General features: G+C 37.6%; 15 protein-coding genes and 2 tRNA genes. 4 read left to right on the plus strand and 13 right to left on the minus strand.

Translation table 11 applies throughout. The annotated features are described in order from the left end of the window. Window positions 1-25 precede the first annotated feature (25 nt). The 7 genes from HCN53_RS00825 to HCN53_RS00855 form a co-directional block, all read right to left on the minus strand. Window positions 26-2,410: a multicopper oxidase domain-containing protein gene (locus HCN53_RS00825; RefSeq protein ID WP_167341682.1), complete on the minus strand. Its 2,385-nt coding sequence runs from the start codon at window positions 2,408-2,410 to the stop codon at window positions 26-28. 69 nt (window positions 2,411-2,479) lie between these two features. After that, entirely contained in the window at window positions 2,480-3,046 is a 567-nt protein-coding gene (locus HCN53_RS00830; protein WP_105018634.1) for a helix-turn-helix domain-containing protein, read from the minus strand. Window positions 3,047-3,048: 2 nt separating this feature from the next. Next, window positions 3,049-4,266, minus strand: coding sequence for a TolC family protein (locus HCN53_RS00835; RefSeq protein WP_167341683.1), 1,218 nt, complete (start codon window positions 4,264-4,266; stop codon window positions 3,049-3,051). Then, the gene (locus tag HCN53_RS00840; RefSeq protein ID WP_167341684.1) at window positions 4,263-8,060 is read right to left on the minus strand and encodes an efflux RND transporter permease subunit; all 3,798 of its coding nucleotides are present in this window, start codon (window positions 8,058-8,060) and stop codon (window positions 4,263-4,265) included. Before HCN53_RS00840 ends, HCN53_RS00835 begins: the two co-directional genes overlap by 4 nt. A gap of 109 nt (window positions 8,061-8,169) precedes the next feature. Continuing rightward, entirely contained in the window at window positions 8,170-8,589 is a 420-nt protein-coding gene (locus tag HCN53_RS00845) for an HYC_CC_PP family protein (RefSeq protein ID WP_105018637.1), read from the minus strand. 81 nt (window positions 8,590-8,670) lie between these two features. Continuing rightward, window positions 8,671-9,924, minus strand: a complete 1,254-nt coding sequence (locus HCN53_RS00850; RefSeq protein WP_105018638.1) for a site-specific integrase — start codon at window positions 9,922-9,924, stop codon at window positions 8,671-8,673. A gap of 232 nt (window positions 9,925-10,156) precedes the next feature. Beyond that, a tRNA-Arg gene (locus HCN53_RS00855) sits at window positions 10,157-10,230 on the minus strand. A gap of 117 nt (window positions 10,231-10,347) precedes the next feature. On the opposite strand from HCN53_RS00855, the gene HCN53_RS00860 reads away from it, so the two are divergent. Further along, entirely contained in the window at window positions 10,348-10,866 is a 519-nt protein-coding gene (locus HCN53_RS00860; RefSeq protein WP_167341685.1) for an adenine phosphoribosyltransferase, read from the plus strand. 53 nt (window positions 10,867-10,919) lie between these two features. Here the strand turns inward: HCN53_RS00860 and HCN53_RS00865 are convergent, their stop codons facing one another. The 4 genes from HCN53_RS00865 to HCN53_RS00880 form a co-directional block, all read right to left on the minus strand. Further along, window positions 10,920-11,759 (minus strand): M57 family metalloprotease, encoded by an 840-nt coding sequence (locus HCN53_RS00865; RefSeq protein ID WP_167341686.1) that lies wholly within the window; start codon window positions 11,757-11,759, stop codon window positions 10,920-10,922. A 363-nt stretch (window positions 11,760-12,122) separates the two neighbouring features. Next, a tRNA-His gene (locus tag HCN53_RS00870) sits at window positions 12,123-12,198 on the minus strand. 106 nt (window positions 12,199-12,304) lie between these two features. Continuing rightward, the gene (gene bshB1, locus HCN53_RS00875) at window positions 12,305-13,021 is read right to left on the minus strand and encodes a bacillithiol biosynthesis deacetylase BshB1 (RefSeq protein WP_167343227.1); all 717 of its coding nucleotides are present in this window, start codon (window positions 13,019-13,021) and stop codon (window positions 12,305-12,307) included. Window positions 13,022-13,029: 8 nt separating this feature from the next. Further along, on the minus strand, window positions 13,030-14,175 hold the full coding sequence (locus tag HCN53_RS00880; protein ID WP_167341687.1) for a trans-sulfuration enzyme family protein: 1,146 nt from the start codon (window positions 14,173-14,175) through the stop codon (window positions 13,030-13,032). A gap of 86 nt (window positions 14,176-14,261) precedes the next feature. Between HCN53_RS00880 and hutI the strand changes: the two genes are divergently transcribed. After that, window positions 14,262-15,515, plus strand: coding sequence for an imidazolonepropionase (hutI, locus tag HCN53_RS00885; protein WP_167341688.1), 1,254 nt, complete (start codon window positions 14,262-14,264; stop codon window positions 15,513-15,515). 2 nt (window positions 15,516-15,517) lie between these two features. Continuing rightward, on the plus strand, window positions 15,518-16,525 hold the full coding sequence (locus tag HCN53_RS00890) for a formimidoylglutamase (protein ID WP_167341689.1): 1,008 nt from the start codon (window positions 15,518-15,520) through the stop codon (window positions 16,523-16,525). On the opposite strand, the gene HCN53_RS00895 is transcribed toward HCN53_RS00890, so the two are convergent. Next, entirely contained in the window at window positions 16,499-18,292 is a 1,794-nt protein-coding gene (locus HCN53_RS00895; RefSeq protein WP_206063928.1) for a cytochrome-c peroxidase, read from the minus strand. The two genes, HCN53_RS00890 and HCN53_RS00895, sit on opposite strands and share 27 nt — an antisense overlap. Window positions 18,293-18,333: 41 nt before the next feature. Next, entirely contained in the window at window positions 18,334-19,800 is a 1,467-nt protein-coding gene (locus HCN53_RS00900; protein ID WP_167341691.1) for an alkaline phosphatase PhoX, read from the minus strand. A 162-nt stretch (window positions 19,801-19,962) separates the two neighbouring features. Here HCN53_RS00900 and HCN53_RS00905 point away from each other — a divergent pair, with 162 nt between their 5' ends. Further along, window positions 19,963-20,745 (plus strand): MBL fold metallo-hydrolase, encoded by a 783-nt coding sequence (locus tag HCN53_RS00905; protein ID WP_167341692.1) that lies wholly within the window; start codon window positions 19,963-19,965, stop codon window positions 20,743-20,745. Window positions 20,746-20,880: the final 135 nt, after the last annotated feature.

Raw genomic sequence — 20,880 nt, forward strand, 5'->3', positions numbered from 1 at the left:
TTGTTTATTTAAGTTAATTATTGTTTTAAAATCTTAATGAAAGTCCGCCACCCCATCCAAAACGGTTGTCATAGCTTCCCATTAAAGAGAAATCTCTACTCAGTACATATTCAAGTCCTACTTGCCAAGTCGTTTCTTCTTCAAAATCAGTCCCTTCTTCAAAGTCATTTACCCAACCAAAATCCATTTGGTATTCATACTCACCATAAAGGGCAACATTTCTAAATATCATAGTCGCTGTCGCAAAAGAGATAGTAGGACGTAACTTGTTATCAATCCGTAAATCGGAATCGATTAGAAGTGGAAGCAAATAACGAACACCTACGACACCTGTGGTAGATATTTCTTCAAGGCTATCCACGCCTTCGTTTTCAACATTTACACCTCCAAAAACCCTGAAATAACTATTGAGCCAACGCTCGTATGTAAACTCTGCTTCTAAATTTTCATTCCAGCCATATTCTCCTCTTAAGGTAAACTGATTACGAATGTTCGTTGCCGTATAATATAATTCTGTCATATGGCTTGCCCCAGTGACTTCTCCCCAAGTGAACATATGATTTGCCTCATTGGTAAGATTGGTCAAAGGATATCCTTCTAATCGTTCATCTCGTGGTGTATCGTAGCTAAAAATTCTAGCCATACCACTGTTTACGTGATATAGAACGTGACAATGAAAATACCAATCACCCTTTTCATCCGCAGCAAACTCAATGACTACCTTTTGCATCGGTGCAACATTAACCGTGTGTTTTAATGGACTGCGCTCACCATTTTCATTAAGTACCCTAAAAAAGTGTCCGTGTAGATGCATTGGGTGGTGCATCATTGTCATATTGTTAAGCGTTATTCGTACAACTTCTCCCTGATTGATTTTTATTTTATCGGTTTCTGAAAGTGGTACTCCGTTTATTGACCATACATATCGGTTCATATTACCAGTTAGGTTAAATAGCATCTCACGTGTAGGTCTGTCTTCCTCAAATTCGGTACTTTCTGGCGCTTTTAAATAGTGATAATTAAATTCAGGATTACCACCTGTTTTCATATTATCACCTATCACTTTGTCTTTTGGAACCATATAGCCCATTTTCATTCCACCATCCATTTGCATCTTATCGTCTTTCATTTTCATATCCTGATGAGCCATACCGTTGTCTTTCATTTTGATGGAATCTTTATCTTTCTGCATCCCATCCATCTGCATTTTGTCATCTTTCATATTCATTCCATCCATTTGCATTCCATCCATCTTCATTGCGTATTTCTTCATTTTTTCAATACTATCATTTTTTGAAGGGTTGAACTTAACTGCTGGGGCTCCCATTTTCATATCCATTGACATCATCTCTTGCATCTGTTTAATCAAATCAGGTCTAGGAACTTCTGGAGCTTTCAATGTATTGCCTGTTCCTAAAAAGGTAGATGCTTTACCAGAACCGTCTTGTGAAGTTGCAAGGATTTCCAGCTTTCCGCTTTCTGGAATAGTTACTATAAAGTCATATGTTTCGGCAACTCCGATTAATGTTTTATTGTGTGGTACAGGAACAACATCTAACCCATCCGCTGCTACTAGCGTAGGGTCTTCGCCACCGAATGTAAGCCAGAAATAAGTGGCAGCAGCTGCATTTACAAAACGTACCCTTACCTTTTCACCAGGTTTAAAATCAGGATAGTTCTGTTCAGGTTTTCCATTTATAAAAAAATAATCGTAGTAATTGTCAAGTATAGCCATATCTGGCATACGTTGCCACATCATTTTCAACTTAGCTCCAACAGCACCTCTGGCGATTACTTTATCCCAACTTTGTACTTGATTTTTCTTAATGAGGTACCATTCATTACCTCGTTTTAAGTTACGGAGTTGTGTTTTAGGATTTTCATCCATCCAGTCCGAAAGTACGAGTACCAAATCTTTATCATACTCTAATGTGGTCTCTTTAGGATTGATTTGAATTGAGCCATAAACACCACGTTGCTCTTGCAATCCCGTATGTGAGTGATACCAATAAGTTCCAGATTGTTTGAGCGCAAATTTGTACTGTTGAGTTTCGCCTGGCTTAATAGGTGGTGTATTTAGATAAGGTACACCATCGTAAAAATGTGGAAGTATTAAACCGTGCCAGTGCACAGATGTTTCTACATCCATTTTATTGGTTACGTTAATAATAGCAAATTCCCCTTCATTAAATTCTAAAGTTGGACCAGGAATACTACCATTAAAGGTCATCGCTTTTACACCTTTACCCGTGTAGTTTACAGTCTCATAATCAATAGTTAAATCATAGACACGTTCTGGCCAATTATCAACATTTTCTTCGGATTTGTTGGCCACAAAAGGATTGTCTGGTTTTTGTGCTTGCATTGCAAATCCAAATAGTATTAAGAAGAATATTAGTAGTTTTTTCATATTTATTTTTAATTTTTACCAAAATTAAAGCTGTTTTTCAGCGAGTTGTGTCATAATCTTGGTTCTTATCTATAAAATTTGGTCTAATGAATTCCTAAAATTTTGCTGTTGCTTTTTATAGGTCGTTAAGCTCATTCCTGTTTCGGTCTTAAATTGTCTACTCAAATGATTGATATGGCTATAATCCAATAGTTGACTTATCTCGGTAAAATTCTTTTCCTGTGTTTGTATGAGTTCCTTGACCTTTTCGATTTTCAGTTTAATGAAGTATTTTTCAATGGTATTTCCTTGTGTGAATGAGAATACCTTACTGATTTTTGAATAGTCTTGATGTAATTTTTCTGATAGGTGCTTAGATAATTTGTCGCTTAGTTGGATGGGTAGATTTTCCATCATTTTTATAAGAATTATTTTCACCTGCTCAGTTAGTGTATCCTCAGCAGAATCGATAATTGCGAAGCCGTTATTACTCAGAATTTCCTTAAAAGCATATCGCTCATCGTCGTTCTTGATGTCAAGTTTTACACGTCCCAATTCAATTTCTTTTAGTTCAATGCCCTGCAATTCAATTTCAGATTTGAGCACCTTGATACATCTATCACAAACCATATTTTTTATGTAAAAATCCTTGACCATAATTAATTGATTAAATAGTTAATAATGGCCGATTGTACATAGTACATTTGCACCGACTCGATTTGATTCATTTGAAATTTTAATTGCAGTTCCTGAATGTCCAGCACATCATTAAAATCGATGGTGCCTGTTTCATAATTTTTTACCAGAATTTCTTCGGCATCTTGCGCTTGCTTCAGGTTGCTGTCTTGGGTGTTATAAGCGATGCGGGCTTGGTTGCGTTGTGATTGCGCTTTCGCGAAAGCGGATTCCAGCACATTCAATCGCTGTTCCCGTTGGGTTTCTATTTCTTGCTGACGCAACTCGTTTTGCCTTGAAATGGATTTATAACGGTTGTTGAAAATGGGGATGGATACCGAAACCATTGGCATCAATACATCTTTCCCATTATCGCTAAAGTTCACATCGCTACGTTCCGTTACGGGCAAGTAATCCACACCAAAACCAATCATAGGCAAACTCTCACGTTGGTTGAGCAGTTCGGATTGTGCTACCGATTCATAGAGTTTGTCATATTTGAGCAGTTCGGGATTGAGCGATAGCGCTTCATTGTTGTAAAATGGGTCTTCCTGCGGAATTTCCATTTCTGGAACGACGATAACCGTCATCATCGAATCACGGTTGAGCAGATTGTTAAAAGCCGTTTGTTCTGCTGTAAATTCTTCTTCCAGCACTTCCTTTTGTTGGTGTAATTCATTTTGTCTAATCTGAAGTCGCAACACATCTACGGCACTCGCTTTGCCCACTTCTACAGATGTGAGTGCAAGTCGTTCGTAGGTTTCCAGTAGTTGTATGTTTTCATCCAGTACGGCTTGCTTGGCACGTATGGAATATAAACGATAATAGGATTGTGCAACCGAAAGTGCGAGCTTGCGCTTTGCAATCGTGATATCCACATATTCGGCATCTGCCATTGCGGTGGCATAATTTTCACGAGCGGTAATGGTACCAAACCACGGCAACATCTGTTTTACGCCTATTCGTGCACGTTGCGCACCGACTCTGGTTTCAGGCTCACTCACAAAATAGCCGGCACTCACTTCGGTATTTGGAATCCAGTTGGCTTCATTTACCTTTTCTTCGGCAATATTATAGCGCAGTTCAAAGGCTTGAATTTCTGGATTGTTCGCTTCGGCTTCCTTAATGTAGGATTGTAATTGTTGCGCTTTCGCGAAAGCGGAAACAAACAAGAACACCAGTATATATTTTAATTTCTTCATCTGTTTGCTTTTTTAAGTTGGTATTCCTTTTTCCAGCTATATAAGACTGGCAGTAGGAAATAGGACGTAACATCGATTATCATTCCGCCAAAAATGGGTATCGCCATCGGTATCATTATATCGCTTCCCTTGCCTGTGGATGTAAGTACGGGAAGTAGTGCCAGTACCGTAGTTACAGTAGTCATCAAACACGGACGAATACGTTTACCTGCGGCTTCCAAAGTGGCGAGACGAATGCCCTTTTTATTGTCTGGTTCGTTGCTTTTGAAAGATTGGTCTAAATAGGTGGCCATTACCACGCCATCATCCGTAGCAATACCAAATAGGGCGATAAAACCTACCCAAACGGCTACACTTAAATTGATGGTTTTCATATTGAACAAATCCCGCAGATTTTCGCCAAAAAAGCCGAAATTGAAAAACCAATCTTGTCCGTATAGCCATATCATTATAAAGCCACCAGCAAAGGCCACGGCGATTGCGGTAAACACCATAAGCGATGTGGAAACCGACCTGAATTGGAAATACAAAATCAAGAAAATAACCAGCAAACAAAGCGGTACGACAACCGATAGCGTTTTTTCTGCTCGTAACTGATTTTCATAGGTTCCCGTAAAGCGATAGCTCACGCCTTGTGGTACGACCAGCGAACCGTTATCAATATTTTCTTGAATTAAGGCTTGGGCATTTTCCACCACATCTACTTCGGCAAAGCCATCGAGTTTATCAAACAGCACATAGCCAATTAGAAAAGTATCTTCACTCTTAATGACCTGTGGTCCTTGCTCGTATCGAATTTCAACCAATTCGCCCAGCGGTACGGGACTTCCTTTTTCAACAGGAACATAGATATTATGCAAGTCGTCTGGATTTGCCCGCAATTCTCGTGGATAGCGAACCCGAACGGCATAACGCTCACGACCTTCCACGGTTTGCGTTAGTGGCATACCGCCCACGGCCACTTGAAGGATTTCCTGCACGTCCATAATGGATATGCCATATCGAGCCAATTGGTCTCGCTTAATATCGATGAGCAAGTAGGGTTTGCCCACGATACGGTCTGCAAAGACAGCTTGTTCTTTAACGCCTTCGGCTTGTTTCAAGATGTCTTCCAGTTGCAGTCCAAAATTTTCTATGGACTTTAAATCGGGACCTTTTACCTTGATACCCATAGGTGCTCGCATTCCCGTTTGTAGCATTACCAATCGTGTTTCGATGGGTTGCAACTTGGGTGCAGATGTCACGCCTGGTAGTTTGGTTACTCGAACTATCTCGTTCCAAATATCATCTGGACTCTCGATGTCTGGTCGCCAGTTTCGGTAATACTCGCCGTTTTCATCTTCAATCAACTCTTCGCGTGTAGCGGTAGTCTTGAGCGATGCTTTGTCATAATTGACATCTTCGTCTATCTCATTATTTGGGTTAATAATAAATTTGTCGTTCTTCAGTACAAACAATCCATCGTCATTGACCTTATAGCGTTGTCGCTCGCCTGAACTATTCCGCATATATTCAGATTTATACTGAATGACATTCTCATACATCGAGAGTGGTGCTGGGTCGAGTGCGCTTTCCGTTCGTCCTGCTTTTCCTACTACGGTTTCAATTTCAGGGATGCTCGCCACCGCCATATCGAGCTGTTGTAAGACTCGCTTGTTTTCTTCCACACCAGCGTGTGGTAAGGATGTAGGCATCAGCAGGAAAGAGCCTTCATTCAGCGCTGGCATAAACTCTTTGCCCGTATTTCGCATAATAATGATACCCAACGTGAGCACCGTAGCCGGAACGATTAAGAATAGATATCGGTTCTGAAGTGCCCATCGCAAAATACGCTCATAGTATATCCTGAAAATCGAGAACACACCAAGCAGTCCAAAACAGATAATGGAAACAAATAACAAGTTCATCACAATACTTCGGTCAAAGCCTAACGGTCGCCAGTAGGTAGCGAGCAAGAATACGATGGCAACCGATGAAATGATGATGTCCAGAAGGTTTTTACGCTTTACCGCTACGCTCTCTCGTTGGTCGTGAATCTCGCCAGCTCGATTTCGCGAAAGCGTACCACGCATCTTTAAAAGTGATGTTATGGCAAAGGCAATTAGAATTAGCCCCAACCAAAAGCCGTAAACGATGGCGAGAATTCCCAATAAAACAAGTAAGCCATTGATGACGTACTGTGTCCGTTCACGCAAATTCGTCTTACGGAAAAGAAATGCCGCAATGGGTGGGATGAGAAATAGCGCAATGATGAGTGATGCCGTGAGTGCCATTGTTTTGGTAAAGGCAAGCGGACGGAATAGTTTTCCTTCGGCACCAATCATTGTAAATACGGGCAGGAAACTGATTATTGTTGTTAAAACTGCTGTTAGAATAGCACCAGAGACTTCGGCAGTTGCGTTGTAGATGATTTCGTTTGTGGTGTATTCTTTACCGTTTTCATTAAGGCGCAGCTTTTCATCTTCCAAGTGCCGTATCATATTTTCGGCGAGTATCACGCCCACGTCCACCATTGTACCGATGGCAATGGCAATACCTGAAAGTGCGACGATATTTGCATCTACATTAAAGAGCTTCATCGTGATGAAAACCATCAAAACGGCTACGGGTAACAACCCTGAAATAAGGATGGATGCACGCAGATTGAAAACCATTATAATAATGACCAAAATGGTAATTAGGATTTCCAAAGTGAGTGCTTCATTGAGCGTTCCCAGCGTTTCTTGTATGAGTTCTGTCCGGTCATAAAATGGTACAATGGTAACTTGCGAAATGCGACCATCTGATAAAGTTTTTGTGGGAAGTCCAGAGCTTATTTCGGCAATTTGCGCCTTGACATTATTGATAACTTCCAACGGATTTGCACCGTAGCGAGCGACTACGACACCACCTACGACTTCGGCCCCTTCCTTATCGAGAATACCACGTCTGGTAGCAGGCCCCAAATGGACGTTAGCCACATCTTTGATGCGGATGGAAGTGAAATTTTCAGAATCTACAACTGCATTTTCAATATCTGCTATGGACTTGACGTAACCCAATCCGCGTACGAGGTATTCCGCTTGATTGATTTCGAGAGTCTGTGCCCCTATATCTTGATTGCTCTGTTTGACGGCTTTAACCACATCGCCCATACTCACGTTGTACTGGCGCATTTTTTCTGGGTCAATGTCCACTTGGTATTCCTGAACATAGCCACCAATGGAAGCTACTTCAGAAACACCACTTGCCGATGACAATCCATATTTCACATAGTAATCCTGTATGCTACGCAATTCCTGTAAATCCCATCCGCCAGTTACGTTGCCGTCTTTATCACGACCTTCCAGCGTGTACCAAAAAATCTGTCCGAGACCCGTGGCATCTGGTCCTAATGATGGATTGACACCATCAGGTAATAGGTTTGCAGGAAGTGAGTTCAGTTTTTCAAGTATGCGACTGCGTGACCAGTAGAACTCGATGTCTTCTTCAAAAATGATATAGATGCTTGAAAATCCAAACATAGACGAACTACGAATGGTTTTCACACCTGGAATACCGAGAAGCGAAGTGGTAAGAGGATATGTGATTTGGTCTTCAATGTCCTGTGGCGAGCGACCTTGCCACTTGGTAAAAACAATTTGCTGGTTCTCGCCAATATCCGGTATGGCATCAACGGCAACTGGGTCTGTAGGTAAAAAGCCCGTTTCCCAATTAAAGGGTGCGTTGACCACGCCCCAACCCACAAATAGGGCGAATAGTAGAACGGCAACAAGTTTGTTTTCTATGAGAAATTTAATGCTCTTATTCAGCATAACATTTGATGTATTAGATAATTGGAATTACGTGTTGCGGAAAATGGCAAACACGAGTTTTAGCCCACTACAGCATAGCTATTGGGCTTCATTCAAAAAATCTAACAAATCAAATTAAGAAAGTCTGGTACATCACTTGCACATCCCGTTTGACAAAGGGTCGCGGGTAATCTTCAAAAGGAACTTCTTCAGATTCGGTTCCTTCAAATAGGTTTATATAAGAATATGTAAAAGCAGCGATGAACGTTTGCTGCTCGCAAGTCAACTTGGTAAAGTTTTGCTTTAAATCATCCTGTCCTTCAATAATTAATTGCTCATCAGAGCAACAGGAATTTTTGGTAAGCATCGGATTTTCACAACCTATACTTGACTGCTCTTTTTCCATTCCACAGGTTTCTGCTGATTGGAACAATGAAAAATCTACAAGAGAATCCCCACAATAATGCATATCAACAGTAAATGACATCGTGGTAAAAAGTACAACGACTGCCATTAAGATAGCCATCGATTTGTGGAGGAATTTCTTCATTAAGTACAAAAATAATAAAATTTGATATAATTTGTTGTACTTTCTTATTTAGAATGCTTCTTGAAAGTATAAATTTGGTTATTAGTCTGCTTTTTTAATGCGTTCATTTTTATTCTTCAACAACTTGTTTTTCAAGATATCCATATCATTGCTAACCTTATGCTCGAGTACTCGAGCATAAATTTGAGTAGTAGCAATTTTACTATGTCCTAAGAGTTTTGATACCGTTTCTATAGGAACACCATTGGAAAGCGTTATGGTAGTTGCAAAGGTATGGCGTGCCATATGAAACGTTAGATTTTTAGTTATACCAACATAGTGAGCAACTTCCTTTAGATACACGTTCAATTTCTCATTAGTGATTACTGGCAAAAGTGTTCCTGTTACTTCTGTCATAGGATGCCCTTCATATTTAGAAATGATTTCTTCTGCTTTTCCAAGTAACGGGACTTTGACTGAAGATTTTGTTTTTTGACGTTTGGTATATATCCAATTTCCGCCATCCATACCAAGCACCAAATTATCTTCTGTCAAATTCATTATATCCACATAGCTGATACCGGTGTAGCAGCTAAACACAAATAAGTCACGCACTCTGTCCAGGCGTTCGATAGAAAACTGAAAGTTTTCCATATTGGAAAGCTCATTTTCAGAAAGGAACTCACGTTGCTTCTTCTCGTAAACTGGTTTCCATCTTACAAATGGGTCCCGTGGAATCCATTCCATATGATAAGCCAACGTTACTATTTTACGTAAACGTTGAATATGCTTCATTATAGTATTCTGGCTTAAGGCTTTTGGATGACCAGCTGGCCAGTAATTGGCTAAGTAATTTTCGAAGTCGCACAGGAATTTATAATCGAGCTCTTTTAAATAGATATCGGTTGTTTTCTTGACTTTGTTGAGAAATCTGTTGAGGTAGTTTTCGGTCACTCCGAAGTTTCTAATCGTTCCCTTTGCCAGAGTATTTTCAATTTTTTTACTGTGATAGGCGATGAGGTTTTGAAGTGATTTGGATTGCTCGTTCTCGCCTGTGTAGTGGGCTTTTATGAGCTTGGCCGTTATCAATTTTTCTTGAAATTTTAAGTCTTGGTATATCTGGAAGAGCTTAGTGTAAGTCTGGTCGATATACTGATTGAGTTGGCGAGCTTCTGCAGAGTTACCCTTACTTCGGTTTTTCTTAGGGTCCCAAAGTTTTACCGGCACTCGTCTTTTTAAACTGATGTTAGCTCGTTTTTGGTTTACCGTGATTCTGGCATAAACCAGAGCTTCGCCATCTGTGGCGTTCTTTTGGTCTGCCCAAAAGAGAATTGAGAATGTGTTTGTTGACCGCATAGTTGTCGTCTTTAGATTATACAAATCGTCTTGACGAATGTCAAATCAACTATAGCAAGTATTTCAAAGCTTTTCTTGAAAGTGTCAGTTCAACTGACACTTTGAAAATTAACTGACGATTAGCTACCATATAGAAGCAAATCGTTTCATTTCAAATGTTGGTCTAAAAACCAGAAAGCCACGCAAATCATAGTGATTGCGTGGCTTTGTTGTCATTTTGCAATGACTAAAGTGACCTCGACAGGATTCAAACCTGTAACCTTCTGAGCCGTAATCAGATGCGCTATTCAGTTGCGCCACGAGGCCTTTATCGTTGCTTAATGAAAACATGTTTCTCACAAAGCGGTTGCAAATATACTATCATTTTTTAAATATTGAAATAACTTTAATTAAAAAGTTTATTCAGTTTTTTAATTTTGAACTATGACTGAAAAAGAATTAAAAGCAATTGTAGTTGATGTCCCAGATTTTCCTAAACAAGGAATCATTTTTAAAGATATCTCTGGTTTATTAAGTACTAATGAGATCAGAAGTGATGTCGTAGATAAATTAATACAACCTTATCAGAATAAAAGGATTGATGTAGTTGCTGGTATAGAATCAAGAGGATTTTTATTTGGAATGTTGCTTGCGCAAAAGTTGAAGGCCAAATTTATTATGATACGTAAACCTGGAAAACTTCCTGGACCAATACTGAAAACAAGCTATGAGCTAGAATACGGAACAGATTCATTAGAAATTCAGGAGAAATCGATTAAAGAGGATGATGTAGTTTTACTTCATGATGATGTTTTGGCCACAGGAGGAACAGCTGCGGCTGCTATAACATTGTTAAAGGAGGCAGGAGCAAGTAAGGTGTATGCTAATTTTGTACTTGAACTTGGCTTTTTAAATGGGAGAAAACAGTTTTCTGAATCGACACATTCTATTTTAAAATACTAATCAAAAAAAGCCCGAAGTTATTCTTCGGGCTTTTCTTCCAAAAAAAATCTAACTTAATACATTGCCTGTAGGGCAGTGATGTCGTTATTATTAAACTCTCCACCTGTACTTCCAGAAAAACATGCATTCATAAGGCTAGTAGGATCCCAACCAGTTGGTGTACCAGCTAAATGAACGGCCCCATCAGAACCTGCAGACTCTCCAGACTGATTACAAGATTGTCTAGAAAACCAATCACTGTGACGGAAACCTATAGAGTGGCCCATTTCATGACAAATTACATGTTCATTCACATTAGTCGAAAAGCTTTCTAAATTATAGATTTGACACCATTTGTAAGGACGCCCGTTCGAAGGAAATCCAGCTACACCACCAGATCCAGAATTAGAAAAGGAAGTATCGTAAACTACCATATCGGCACTATTAGTGTCAGTTCCAAAAGTCAGTCTAAAATTCAGACTTACTCCACTTAAACGATTGTAATTTGCTACTGCCCATCTTAATCCAGTCTGTGCCTTAGAAGATAATCCATATTGATTATTACCAGTGTAACCTAGTATATCAATTGTTGTGTTTGAACCGCTAACTAGATTAAAAGTTCTGTATTGCTTTTCAAGATCTCCTTCTCGTTCAAGTGCAAAGAACTCATCTTCACTTAAAGCAATATCATCTTGAAGAAAAACACGTTCAATTGAAGTGTTATCAGGTAGAAGAAAGTCTTTTAATTCTACGTCTTCTACTTTATAACCAAGTTTAACAGCATGATCTTGTATAGCTTTTAATCTAGGATTGTCTAAATTTTCTTCTCGTGACTCATCCGAGGAACAGGAAGTAATTAAAAGACCTACTAATGCAAATCCAATCATTGATAATTTGATAAGGGATTTTTTCATTTTTAAAAAATTTAAAGGTTAATGCCTTAAAACTAGAAGATTAAATCCTTAGCAACAAAATACGTTTTTTACATAAAATTCATGATTTCATATATAAAATTATGATATTCAAATACTTAAAGCTGATGTAGGACTATTTTTACATTTTATATTTTCGATTAAATGCATCATAATATTAAATTTATCATTTGTTAATCGATACGGCATGATAATTGATTTTAATCTTAATGTTTAACGTTTTAGCGATAAAACATCACAGTGATAGTATAAAGAAATTAAAATATTGGAAGTCCAATGATAAATTATTAGGAACGCACGACAAGTATAGAAATAAAAAAAGCCTTAGAATATCTAAGGCTTTTTGGGTGGAAGACCGGTTTCGAACCGGCGACCTCCGGAACCACAATCCGGCGCTCTAACCAGCTGAGCTACAACCACCATATCAATGTGAGTTTTTTAACGTGGTGCTCAAGATATCTCAACCACGACTTTTAAAGCGGTGCAAATTTATAACATTTAAAAATTATACTCGCTATTTTTTTTAATTATTTTAAATCAAATAAACTATTTATTGCGGGATATCGTTCGACTGTAAACCCTTCGGCATAATTGCTTCCCGTTAATCGACCTAAATTTGCTGCCCTGTACTTGATACTTTGCAAGAAGTTTTCCGAATTAATAGGGGTTTTAGGACCTTCATCACCAGCTTTATAAAACTGCGATTCATAAGCCATTACTGCTTCTAATTTTTGATCTATAAACCCTGAAATATCTACAACAAAATCTGGTTCGATATCTTTCCATTGTATATAATGATAAACGTGTTTAGGTCGCCAGTGATCTTGTTTTTTTCCATTTGAAAATGTTTCAATCCTTAATAAACCGGATAAAAAACAGCTCACTTTTGCAAGGTTAGAACCCTTTGCGTGATCTGGATGACGATCGTCGATAGCATTACATAAAACGATTTCTGGTCTATATTTTCTTATTACCCTTACGATTTCCATTTGATGATGTTCATCGTTAGTAAAAAAGCCGTCTTTAAATCCTAGATTTTCTCTTACATCTAGATTCATAACTTTAGCGGCATTTGCAGCTTCTTTATCTCTTATATCTGCACTACCTCGTGAACCTAATTCACCACGAGTAAGATCAAGCACACCAATTTTTTTTCCTAATGACTTCTCTTTAATTAATGTGCCAGAACAACTTAATTCTACATCATCAGGATGAGCACCTATGGCAAGTATATCTAATTTAATTGGCTCCATTATTTTGTGCTTTTCTCCATCGCTTGTTCGATGTCGTTAATTAACAAATCTACTTCCTCAATACCTACAGATAACCTAAGCAAGTCATCACTTATTCCTTGCTCAGCTCTTTGTTCTGGTGTCAACAAACTATGTGATGTTAAACTAGGAGCTAGGATAGTACTTTCAACTCCTGCAAGACTTAATGCTGGCTGAATTAAGTTTAGTGCTTCTAAAAATTTATCCGTTTTTACAGAACTTTTGAGCTCAAAAGAGAGCATACCACCATAGCCCTTCATTTGATTTGTTGCAATTTCGTAATCAGGATGTGATGGCAATCCAGGATAGTTCACTTTTCTAATTAACGGATGTAACTCTAAAAACTTAGCCAGTTTTTTTGCATTTTTCGATTGCTTTTTGACTCTTAATCCTAGAGTTTTTATACTGCGATCTAGCATCCATGCGGTTTGATCACTTATACTTCCTCCATAATTTTTAGCTGTATTCCACACACGATCAATATCCTGTTTTGAGCCACTTACTGTTCCTGCTGTTATGTCGCTGTGTCCACCTAAATACTTGGTAGCACTGTGAATTATAATATCAATCCCAAAATCTGCTGGTGTTTGATTAACAGGTGAGGCAAAGGTGTTGTCGATTACAGATTTTAATTTGTTCGCTTTCGCGAAAGCGGAAACAACTTCAAGATCAACAAGCTCTAGTAAAGGATTACTAGGTGTTTCTACATAAATCATTTTAGTATTCGGTCGAAGAGCTTTTTGAAGGTTTTCTTCATTAATACGTTCAACCATGGTAAATTCAATACCCGTATTTTTAAATTCGGCAGCGGCAAAATGTGCTGTTCCGCCGTAAATAGCCCTTTGTAAAATGATGTGGTCACCAGTTTTCAAAAAGCTCATGAAAACAGCACTTATGGCAGCCATGCCACTCGCTAAAATGAGTCCGGCCTCTGTATTTTCTAATGCAGCCATCTTTTCACCCAATGCAACTTGATTAGGTGTATTCATGTAACGAGGATATAAATTAGTGCCAGGATTGCGGTAATCGTAGGCTGTAGATAGGTACAATGGAGCGGTAGCACCACCGTATTTGTCATCTCTTAATTGCCCAGAATGAACGCACAGGTAATTAATATTTTTTTTCATAAAGCGAATGTAAGAACTGTCTATCACATCTTCTCACAATTACCTGCAAAAACATACCTTTACCTGATTACAAAATCCAATTATAAATGACCACTGTTTACACTAATATTAAAGAGCTTTTTCAAATACGTGACGCATCCATCAAAAGAGTAATAGGCAGTCAAATGAAAGAATGTCCCAGCATTAAAAATGCTTTTATCAAGATAAAAGATGGTGTAATCGAGGATTTTGGAAAAATGAGTGATCTAGTTGTTGTTGAAAACCAGGATCAAATAGTCGATGTACAAAATACTATAGTAACTCCTGGATATGTTGATAGTCATACTCACCTTGTTTTTGCAGCTACAAGAGAAAAGGAATTTGAGGACAGAATCAACGGATTAACCTATGAACAAATTGCTGCTCGTGGTGGAGGAATTTTAAATAGTGCTGCCAGATTGCAAAACATGAGCGAAGATGAATTGTACGAACAAGCATTAATAAGACTTAAAGAGGTAATAAAAACAGGAACAACATCTATTGAGATTAAAAGTGGATACGGATTATCCATGGAAGGCGAGTTAAAAATGCTTAGAGTTATTAAACGCCTTAAAGAAACCGAGCTATCACCTGGAGTATTTATGTCTATCAAAGCTACTTTTCTAGGAGCTCATGCGGTGCCATTGAAGTATAAGGACAATAAACAAGGCTATGTAGATTTTATCATTGCAGAAATGCTACCTAAAGTAGCCTCTGAAAATCTCGCAGATTATATCGATGTCTTTTGTGAAAAAAATTACTTTTCAGTTTCACAAATGGTCCAAATTTTAGAAGCTGGAGCAAAATACGGTTTAAAAGCAAAGGTCCATGTAAATCAGTTCAATGCATTGGGAGCTATTGAAAAAGCGGTAGAACATAATGCTATAAGTGTAGATCACCTTGAGATTCTAGAAGATGAAGACTTAGAATCACTGAGTAATTCAAAAACAATTGCTACGGCTTTACCTAGTTGCAGTTTTTTCTTAGGATTAGATTATACACCTGTTCATGATTTAATGGATAAAGATATTGCGGTTGCACTAGCTAGTGACTATAATCCAGGCAGTACACCATCGGGAAATTTGAATTTTGTTTTCTCCTTAGCTTGTATTAAAATGAAAATGACACCGCAGCAAGCTTTTAATGCGCTAACTATTAACGCTGCCGCAGCTGTAGAGCTTGATGAATCAGTAGGAAGTATAACCAAAGGAAAAAGAGCCGACTTATTATTCTTTAAAAATATTGATAATCTAGCTGGAATTCCTTATAATTTTGGAACATCACAAATTGATAAAGTGATGATTTCAGGAACTTTTATGTAGGTATGAATTACGTTAAATTTATTGACAAGACGGCTCAGAAGCAATTTGTAAATCACCGATCCCAAATTGATAATTTTAAAGAAAGGGAAGACGCCTCTGTTGTTTATGCAGAAAAAATAACCTTTCTTAATAGTTATGCAGATTTAGTTAGTTGTCAAGAAAAATATGTCTTACTAGGAATTCCAGAGGATATTGGTGTAAGAGCAAATTTTGGTAGAGTAGGAGCTAGTGAAGCTTGGGATTCATTTTTACCGATTTTTCTTTCTACTCAAATTAATAGATATCGCTCAGTAGATAATATTGCTGTATTAGGAACTATAAAGACCGAGGATCAAATGGATTTTTGTGAAGGTCTTTATTCCTATCATCCAGATGATCGTTTGATTTTAAGTAAATGTGTACAAGAAATAGATAAACGAGTAGAACAGGTCATAAGTCAAATCGTTCAATTAGGAAAAATCCCTATAGTAATAGGTGGCGGTCATAATAATGCATACCCTTTATTAAAAGCAACAGCTGTAGACCATGCAATTGATGTAGTGAATATTGACGCACATACTGATTTGCGACCAGTAATAGGAAGACACAGCGGTAACGGGTTTTCTCACGCACTTAAAGACGGAGCAATCGGCAGGTATCATGCAATAGGATTACAACCTAGTGCTCTTACTACTCAAATGCAAGAACTCATTGACCATGATTTGAGAATATCGGCAGATTTTATAACAGATAGAATAGACTTTACTCAAAGAGTAGAACAGGTGTTTGATAAAATTAAACTGGAACACTTTGCTCTTGAAATTGATATGGACGTAGTAAAAGACTTTCCAAGTAGCGCACAATCTCCTGTAGGTTTTTCATTTCAAGAATTAATAGATATAGTTACCGAAATAGTCAAAAAAGGACAGCCTCGCTATATTCATATATGCGAGGCTGCTCCTGTTTATGGTTATAAAAATCAAGTAGGAAAGGCGCTTTCCTATTTAGTAAATACTTTGATCAACATTTGATTCGTATCGTTGATCTGTTAGGGTTTTTAGAAAATTTATGAGATCAGTTTGCTCTTGTTTAGTAAGGTCTAATGGATCTGGTGGCAAGGTTTGATATTCTTGATCAGTTATTCCAATACCATAACCACCACCACGATTATAAAAATCAATTACTTGCTCAAGTGTGCTGTAAACTCCGTTGTGCATGTACGGTGATGTGATTTCAACATTGCGCAAACTAGGAGTTTTGAAAAAGTGTTTTCTAGATTCAGTTTGATAAACCTCATACACACCTAGGTCTTCGTCAATTGTAGCATTTGTGTTTTCAATTGTTGCAGGAGTTCCCAAATGTTCAACTTCGGTTTCAGTAAAATCAGGCGGAATAGTTCCATTAAAAACTGGGGCAAAATGACAAGTTGCACATTGTGCTTTACCCATGAATAAATTAAAACCATTAATTTCTGACGAAGTTAAGCTTGATTCTTCTCCTCGTAGATTTCTATCCCATTTTGAATCCCAGCTATTCAAGCTACGTAAATAGTCTGCTATGGATCTTCTTACAGTTGATTCATTTAAAGGTTGATCAGGATAAAGAGTTGTAATTGATTTTAAGTAATCCTCATTCTGCTTTACCACTTGTAATAGTTTAGAAACATCAGTGTGAAATTCTGTTTCATTTTCAACTACATTAATAATTTGTCCTTCTAGACTTCCAGATCTCTTATCGTAGAAAAAATTATTTTGATAAGCTACATAGGTTAGGCTAGGGCTATTTCGTTTTTGATCCTTACTTTTTGCAAGTCCGTCTGTAAATGCTAGTTTATCTACATGACATGTAGCACAGCTTATTGCTCCGTTACTTGAAAACCCTTTCTCATTGAATAGTTTTTTTCCTAGCTCAATTTTTTCTTGTGTAAGTGTGTCTACTCGGTATCCTGCAAAATGATCTAGATTGAGTAGTTCGTTAGAAAATAGAGCTTCTGCTTCATTAGATACCGCCATTTCTAGTGGAAAATGAATGGTCAGTTCTTTAACGGTTTGTGCCCATAATTTAAGCATGGGATCACTATGATTTCTAATGTAATGATAGCGATCAAAAGAAGAAAATGAATGTTTTTTTAAGTAGTTGTTATTTGCCGTAAATGCGTTTTCCCATTCTTTAGCTAGAGATTCATTAGGGTGTTTGGATAACACTAGATTGATGAGGTATTCCGCTTTCGCGAAAGCGGAAACAGCATCCTCTAAACTGTTTTGTAAAGCTGGACTGTCATACCCAGTAATTCCTGTGGTTGTTGTACGTAGGATTTGATTACGGACCATCCATAATACATGATAGGTTTGATAGTGAGAAAAATTGGCATTGCGAGCAAGTGCATCCATTTTATTACTCATGTGATGAGCAGTTTTTTGAGCAAGTATGAGGTCGGGATTTTCACCGAAAATATTTTCCTCTAAAGATTGAAAACTTAATGGATTTAGTTCTTTGATATCTGTAGCATCTTCCTCTTCTACCTTCAGTATATTTGGAGCGTTCAAACTAGCATAAACTTGCTTATCATGAAATGATAGAACGGGCTCAAGAGATTTGAAATTTTGTCTAGAAACTTTAAACAAATCCCTCATTACTTTGATCTCCTTGGTCTCACTAATAGAATCGAGAATATCACGATTTTCAATAAGTTCCTTTTTATAAGTAGACTCAAGTTCTTCCCAGTGCTTGGTAGTACTTATATGGGAATATTCTTGAGGTTGCTTACAGGCGTAATTTAAGAGAATAAGGCTTGCCATGAGGCAAGCCTTTAAAATATTATTTTTAATACGTAACATGATTATTGTTCTAATCCTGTAATTACATACAACATACTACCTTCTTTACGGCTGTTTGCAATATCTATAACCGCAGTAGGATCAGAGAAGGCACTACCATCGGCAGGTTCCCATCCGTGATTTTGTGTAGCAACTAGGAAAGAACCTGGTATACCTGTTTGCATAGAGATATCAATCATTCCTGTTATTTCCCAAATGCTATTTTCAGTTCCTACTCCTGCAGCAGCAGCAGCAACTTGGTCACATTCAAGAACTGTTTTTACAGTACCGTTGTTTAGGTCGTATTGATACATTCTTGCATAGTGTTGTCTTGCAGGATCGTCAAAGTATCCATTAGGATCTTCTTGAATGTATGCATAGTTTTCTGTAACAAGAATATTATCTGGACTATGGAATCCCCATGCTTTTCCATTAACCTTATCACCATCTAACACACAAGTAATTGTAGCAGGTCCTGTAGGATCATTCTCATTAAGTACTACTTTGTACACACGACCGTATCTAGTTCCTTTTCCTATCAAACCTGGTTTGTCTCTACCAGTTACGGCGATATAAACTTCTCTTTGATTAGCTGCGTTTCCTCTTCTCCAGTCGATATCTTCAAGTCTAGAGAATCCCATAACGCCTTTTTGTTTAGCCTCAGCATCTAGTAGATCGATGTTACGCTGATTAAGTTCTACAAATTCAGCTGTGTATGTTTGACCTTCTTGCATGTCCATTTCATAGTTAATACCGCTGGCAGTAACTTTAAGACCGTATAATTTACCACTGTAAAGATCACCTCTATCACCTACGTACATTCCTAATTGTCCAGAAGGAATGTTATTATCAGAATGATCGTCACCAATAAAAACAACAGTTTTATCTTGATAAGCATCTTTACCTATCGCTACTGCATTTTCAGTACTCCATTGTCCCATAGCAGTTAACAATTCTGGAGTAGTGCGTGCGCTAGAAGGTTTTGTAGGTTCAGTTACGAATACACCTTTAGATGATCCACCCCATTCACCACCTGATAAATAAAGCGGTCCAAAGCCATGTTCCTCTGGAGTAATTAGTGATCCAGAACATTGAGCGGTACTTGCTGTTGCCGACTCACTTAAAATATACTCACCTTTTACAGGTTTAAAGGTATTGTCCAAGGTGATTCTAGCTATGGAGTAATCTGCTTCAATGTTATTGATAAGAGTGAAGTTATCATCGGCGCGGTTGTAAATTAATCCCATTCCATCGGCCATTGATCCGTATACGAAATTTGGAGATTCAGTCAATTGATCTTCACTAGATAGTATTGGGTATACTTTTACTGAAGAGAAGTCAGATGTTGTTTTAAGGTAATTACCGGTAACGGAGTGAGCTTTAAAATCGATGCTGTCAGCTTGCGGATTTGAAGCTTGATTATCATCGTCGTTACAAGAGACAAAAATAGCAGTTGCTAAAAGGCTAGCGGTTAGTAATTTAATTTTCATGTGTTTTAAAATTTTTAGGTTGTCAAAACTATTCACACATCGATCATGGTCAGGTTTTAAAACCGCTATTAAAATCTTAACTCCACGTAAACATTTTGCGAAAACACTTTACTTTAACTTTATCTCATTGTTACATCTATTGAAAATCAAATAAATATCAAAATGAATAAAATTATTTTAAGTTTTTTAGTTCTTGCTGTTACTCTTTCTTGTAAAGAGGAAAATAAAAAAGAAGTCATTGAGGAAGAAGTAATGGTTGAAGAACAGACTAGTTATGAACCCGAGTTGTCGATAAACCCTATATCTCATGCTACTTTTTCAATGGAATGGGATGGAACCGTATTTTACGTGGATCCTGTAGGAGGCGCACAAGCTTTTGAAGGAATGAAAAACCCGAATATTCAGCTCGTGACTGATATTCATGGTGATCACATGAATGCCGAAACCCTTAAAGCAACACAAGGAAATGCTAAATTAATAACACCACAGGCAGTGGCTGATAAATTAGGAGAAGATTTTGAACCTATAATTCTTAATAACGGTGAAGTTAAAACGATCCAGGACTTTACTATAACTTCAATTCCTATGTATAATCTTACTGAAGAAAGATTAAAATTTCATGAAAAGGGACGCGGTAATGGTTATGTTATTGAAAAAAACGGTTATCGAGTTTATATTTCTGGTGATACCGAGGATATTCCAGAAATGCGTAATCTTGAGAATATTAATAAAGCCATTGTTTGTATGAACTTACCATATACTATGGATATAGAGCAAGCTGCAAATGCTGTTTTACAGTTTCAACCACAAGAGGTGATTCCTTATCATTATCGCGGTACCGATGGTTATCAAGATGTAGAGAAATTCAAAAAATCTATTGAAGAGGTTAATTCCGACATCAAAGTAAGTTTGATGGAGTGGTATCCAAATAGAGATAATGGATAAGTAAGAATGATTCTTGATTTCTTTTAAATTTAAAAGTTACGCTTTCGCGGAAGCGAAATAATCAAAAAAACTTTTCTTAACTATTGTACATGTATAAAATAAGATTATCTTTGCACCCGATTTAAAATGAAGGTA

The sequence above is a fragment of the Nonlabens sp. SY33080 genome (genome assembly GCF_011784885.1).
Lineage (GTDB): Bacteria > Bacteroidota > Bacteroidia > Flavobacteriales > Flavobacteriaceae > Nonlabens > Nonlabens tegetincola.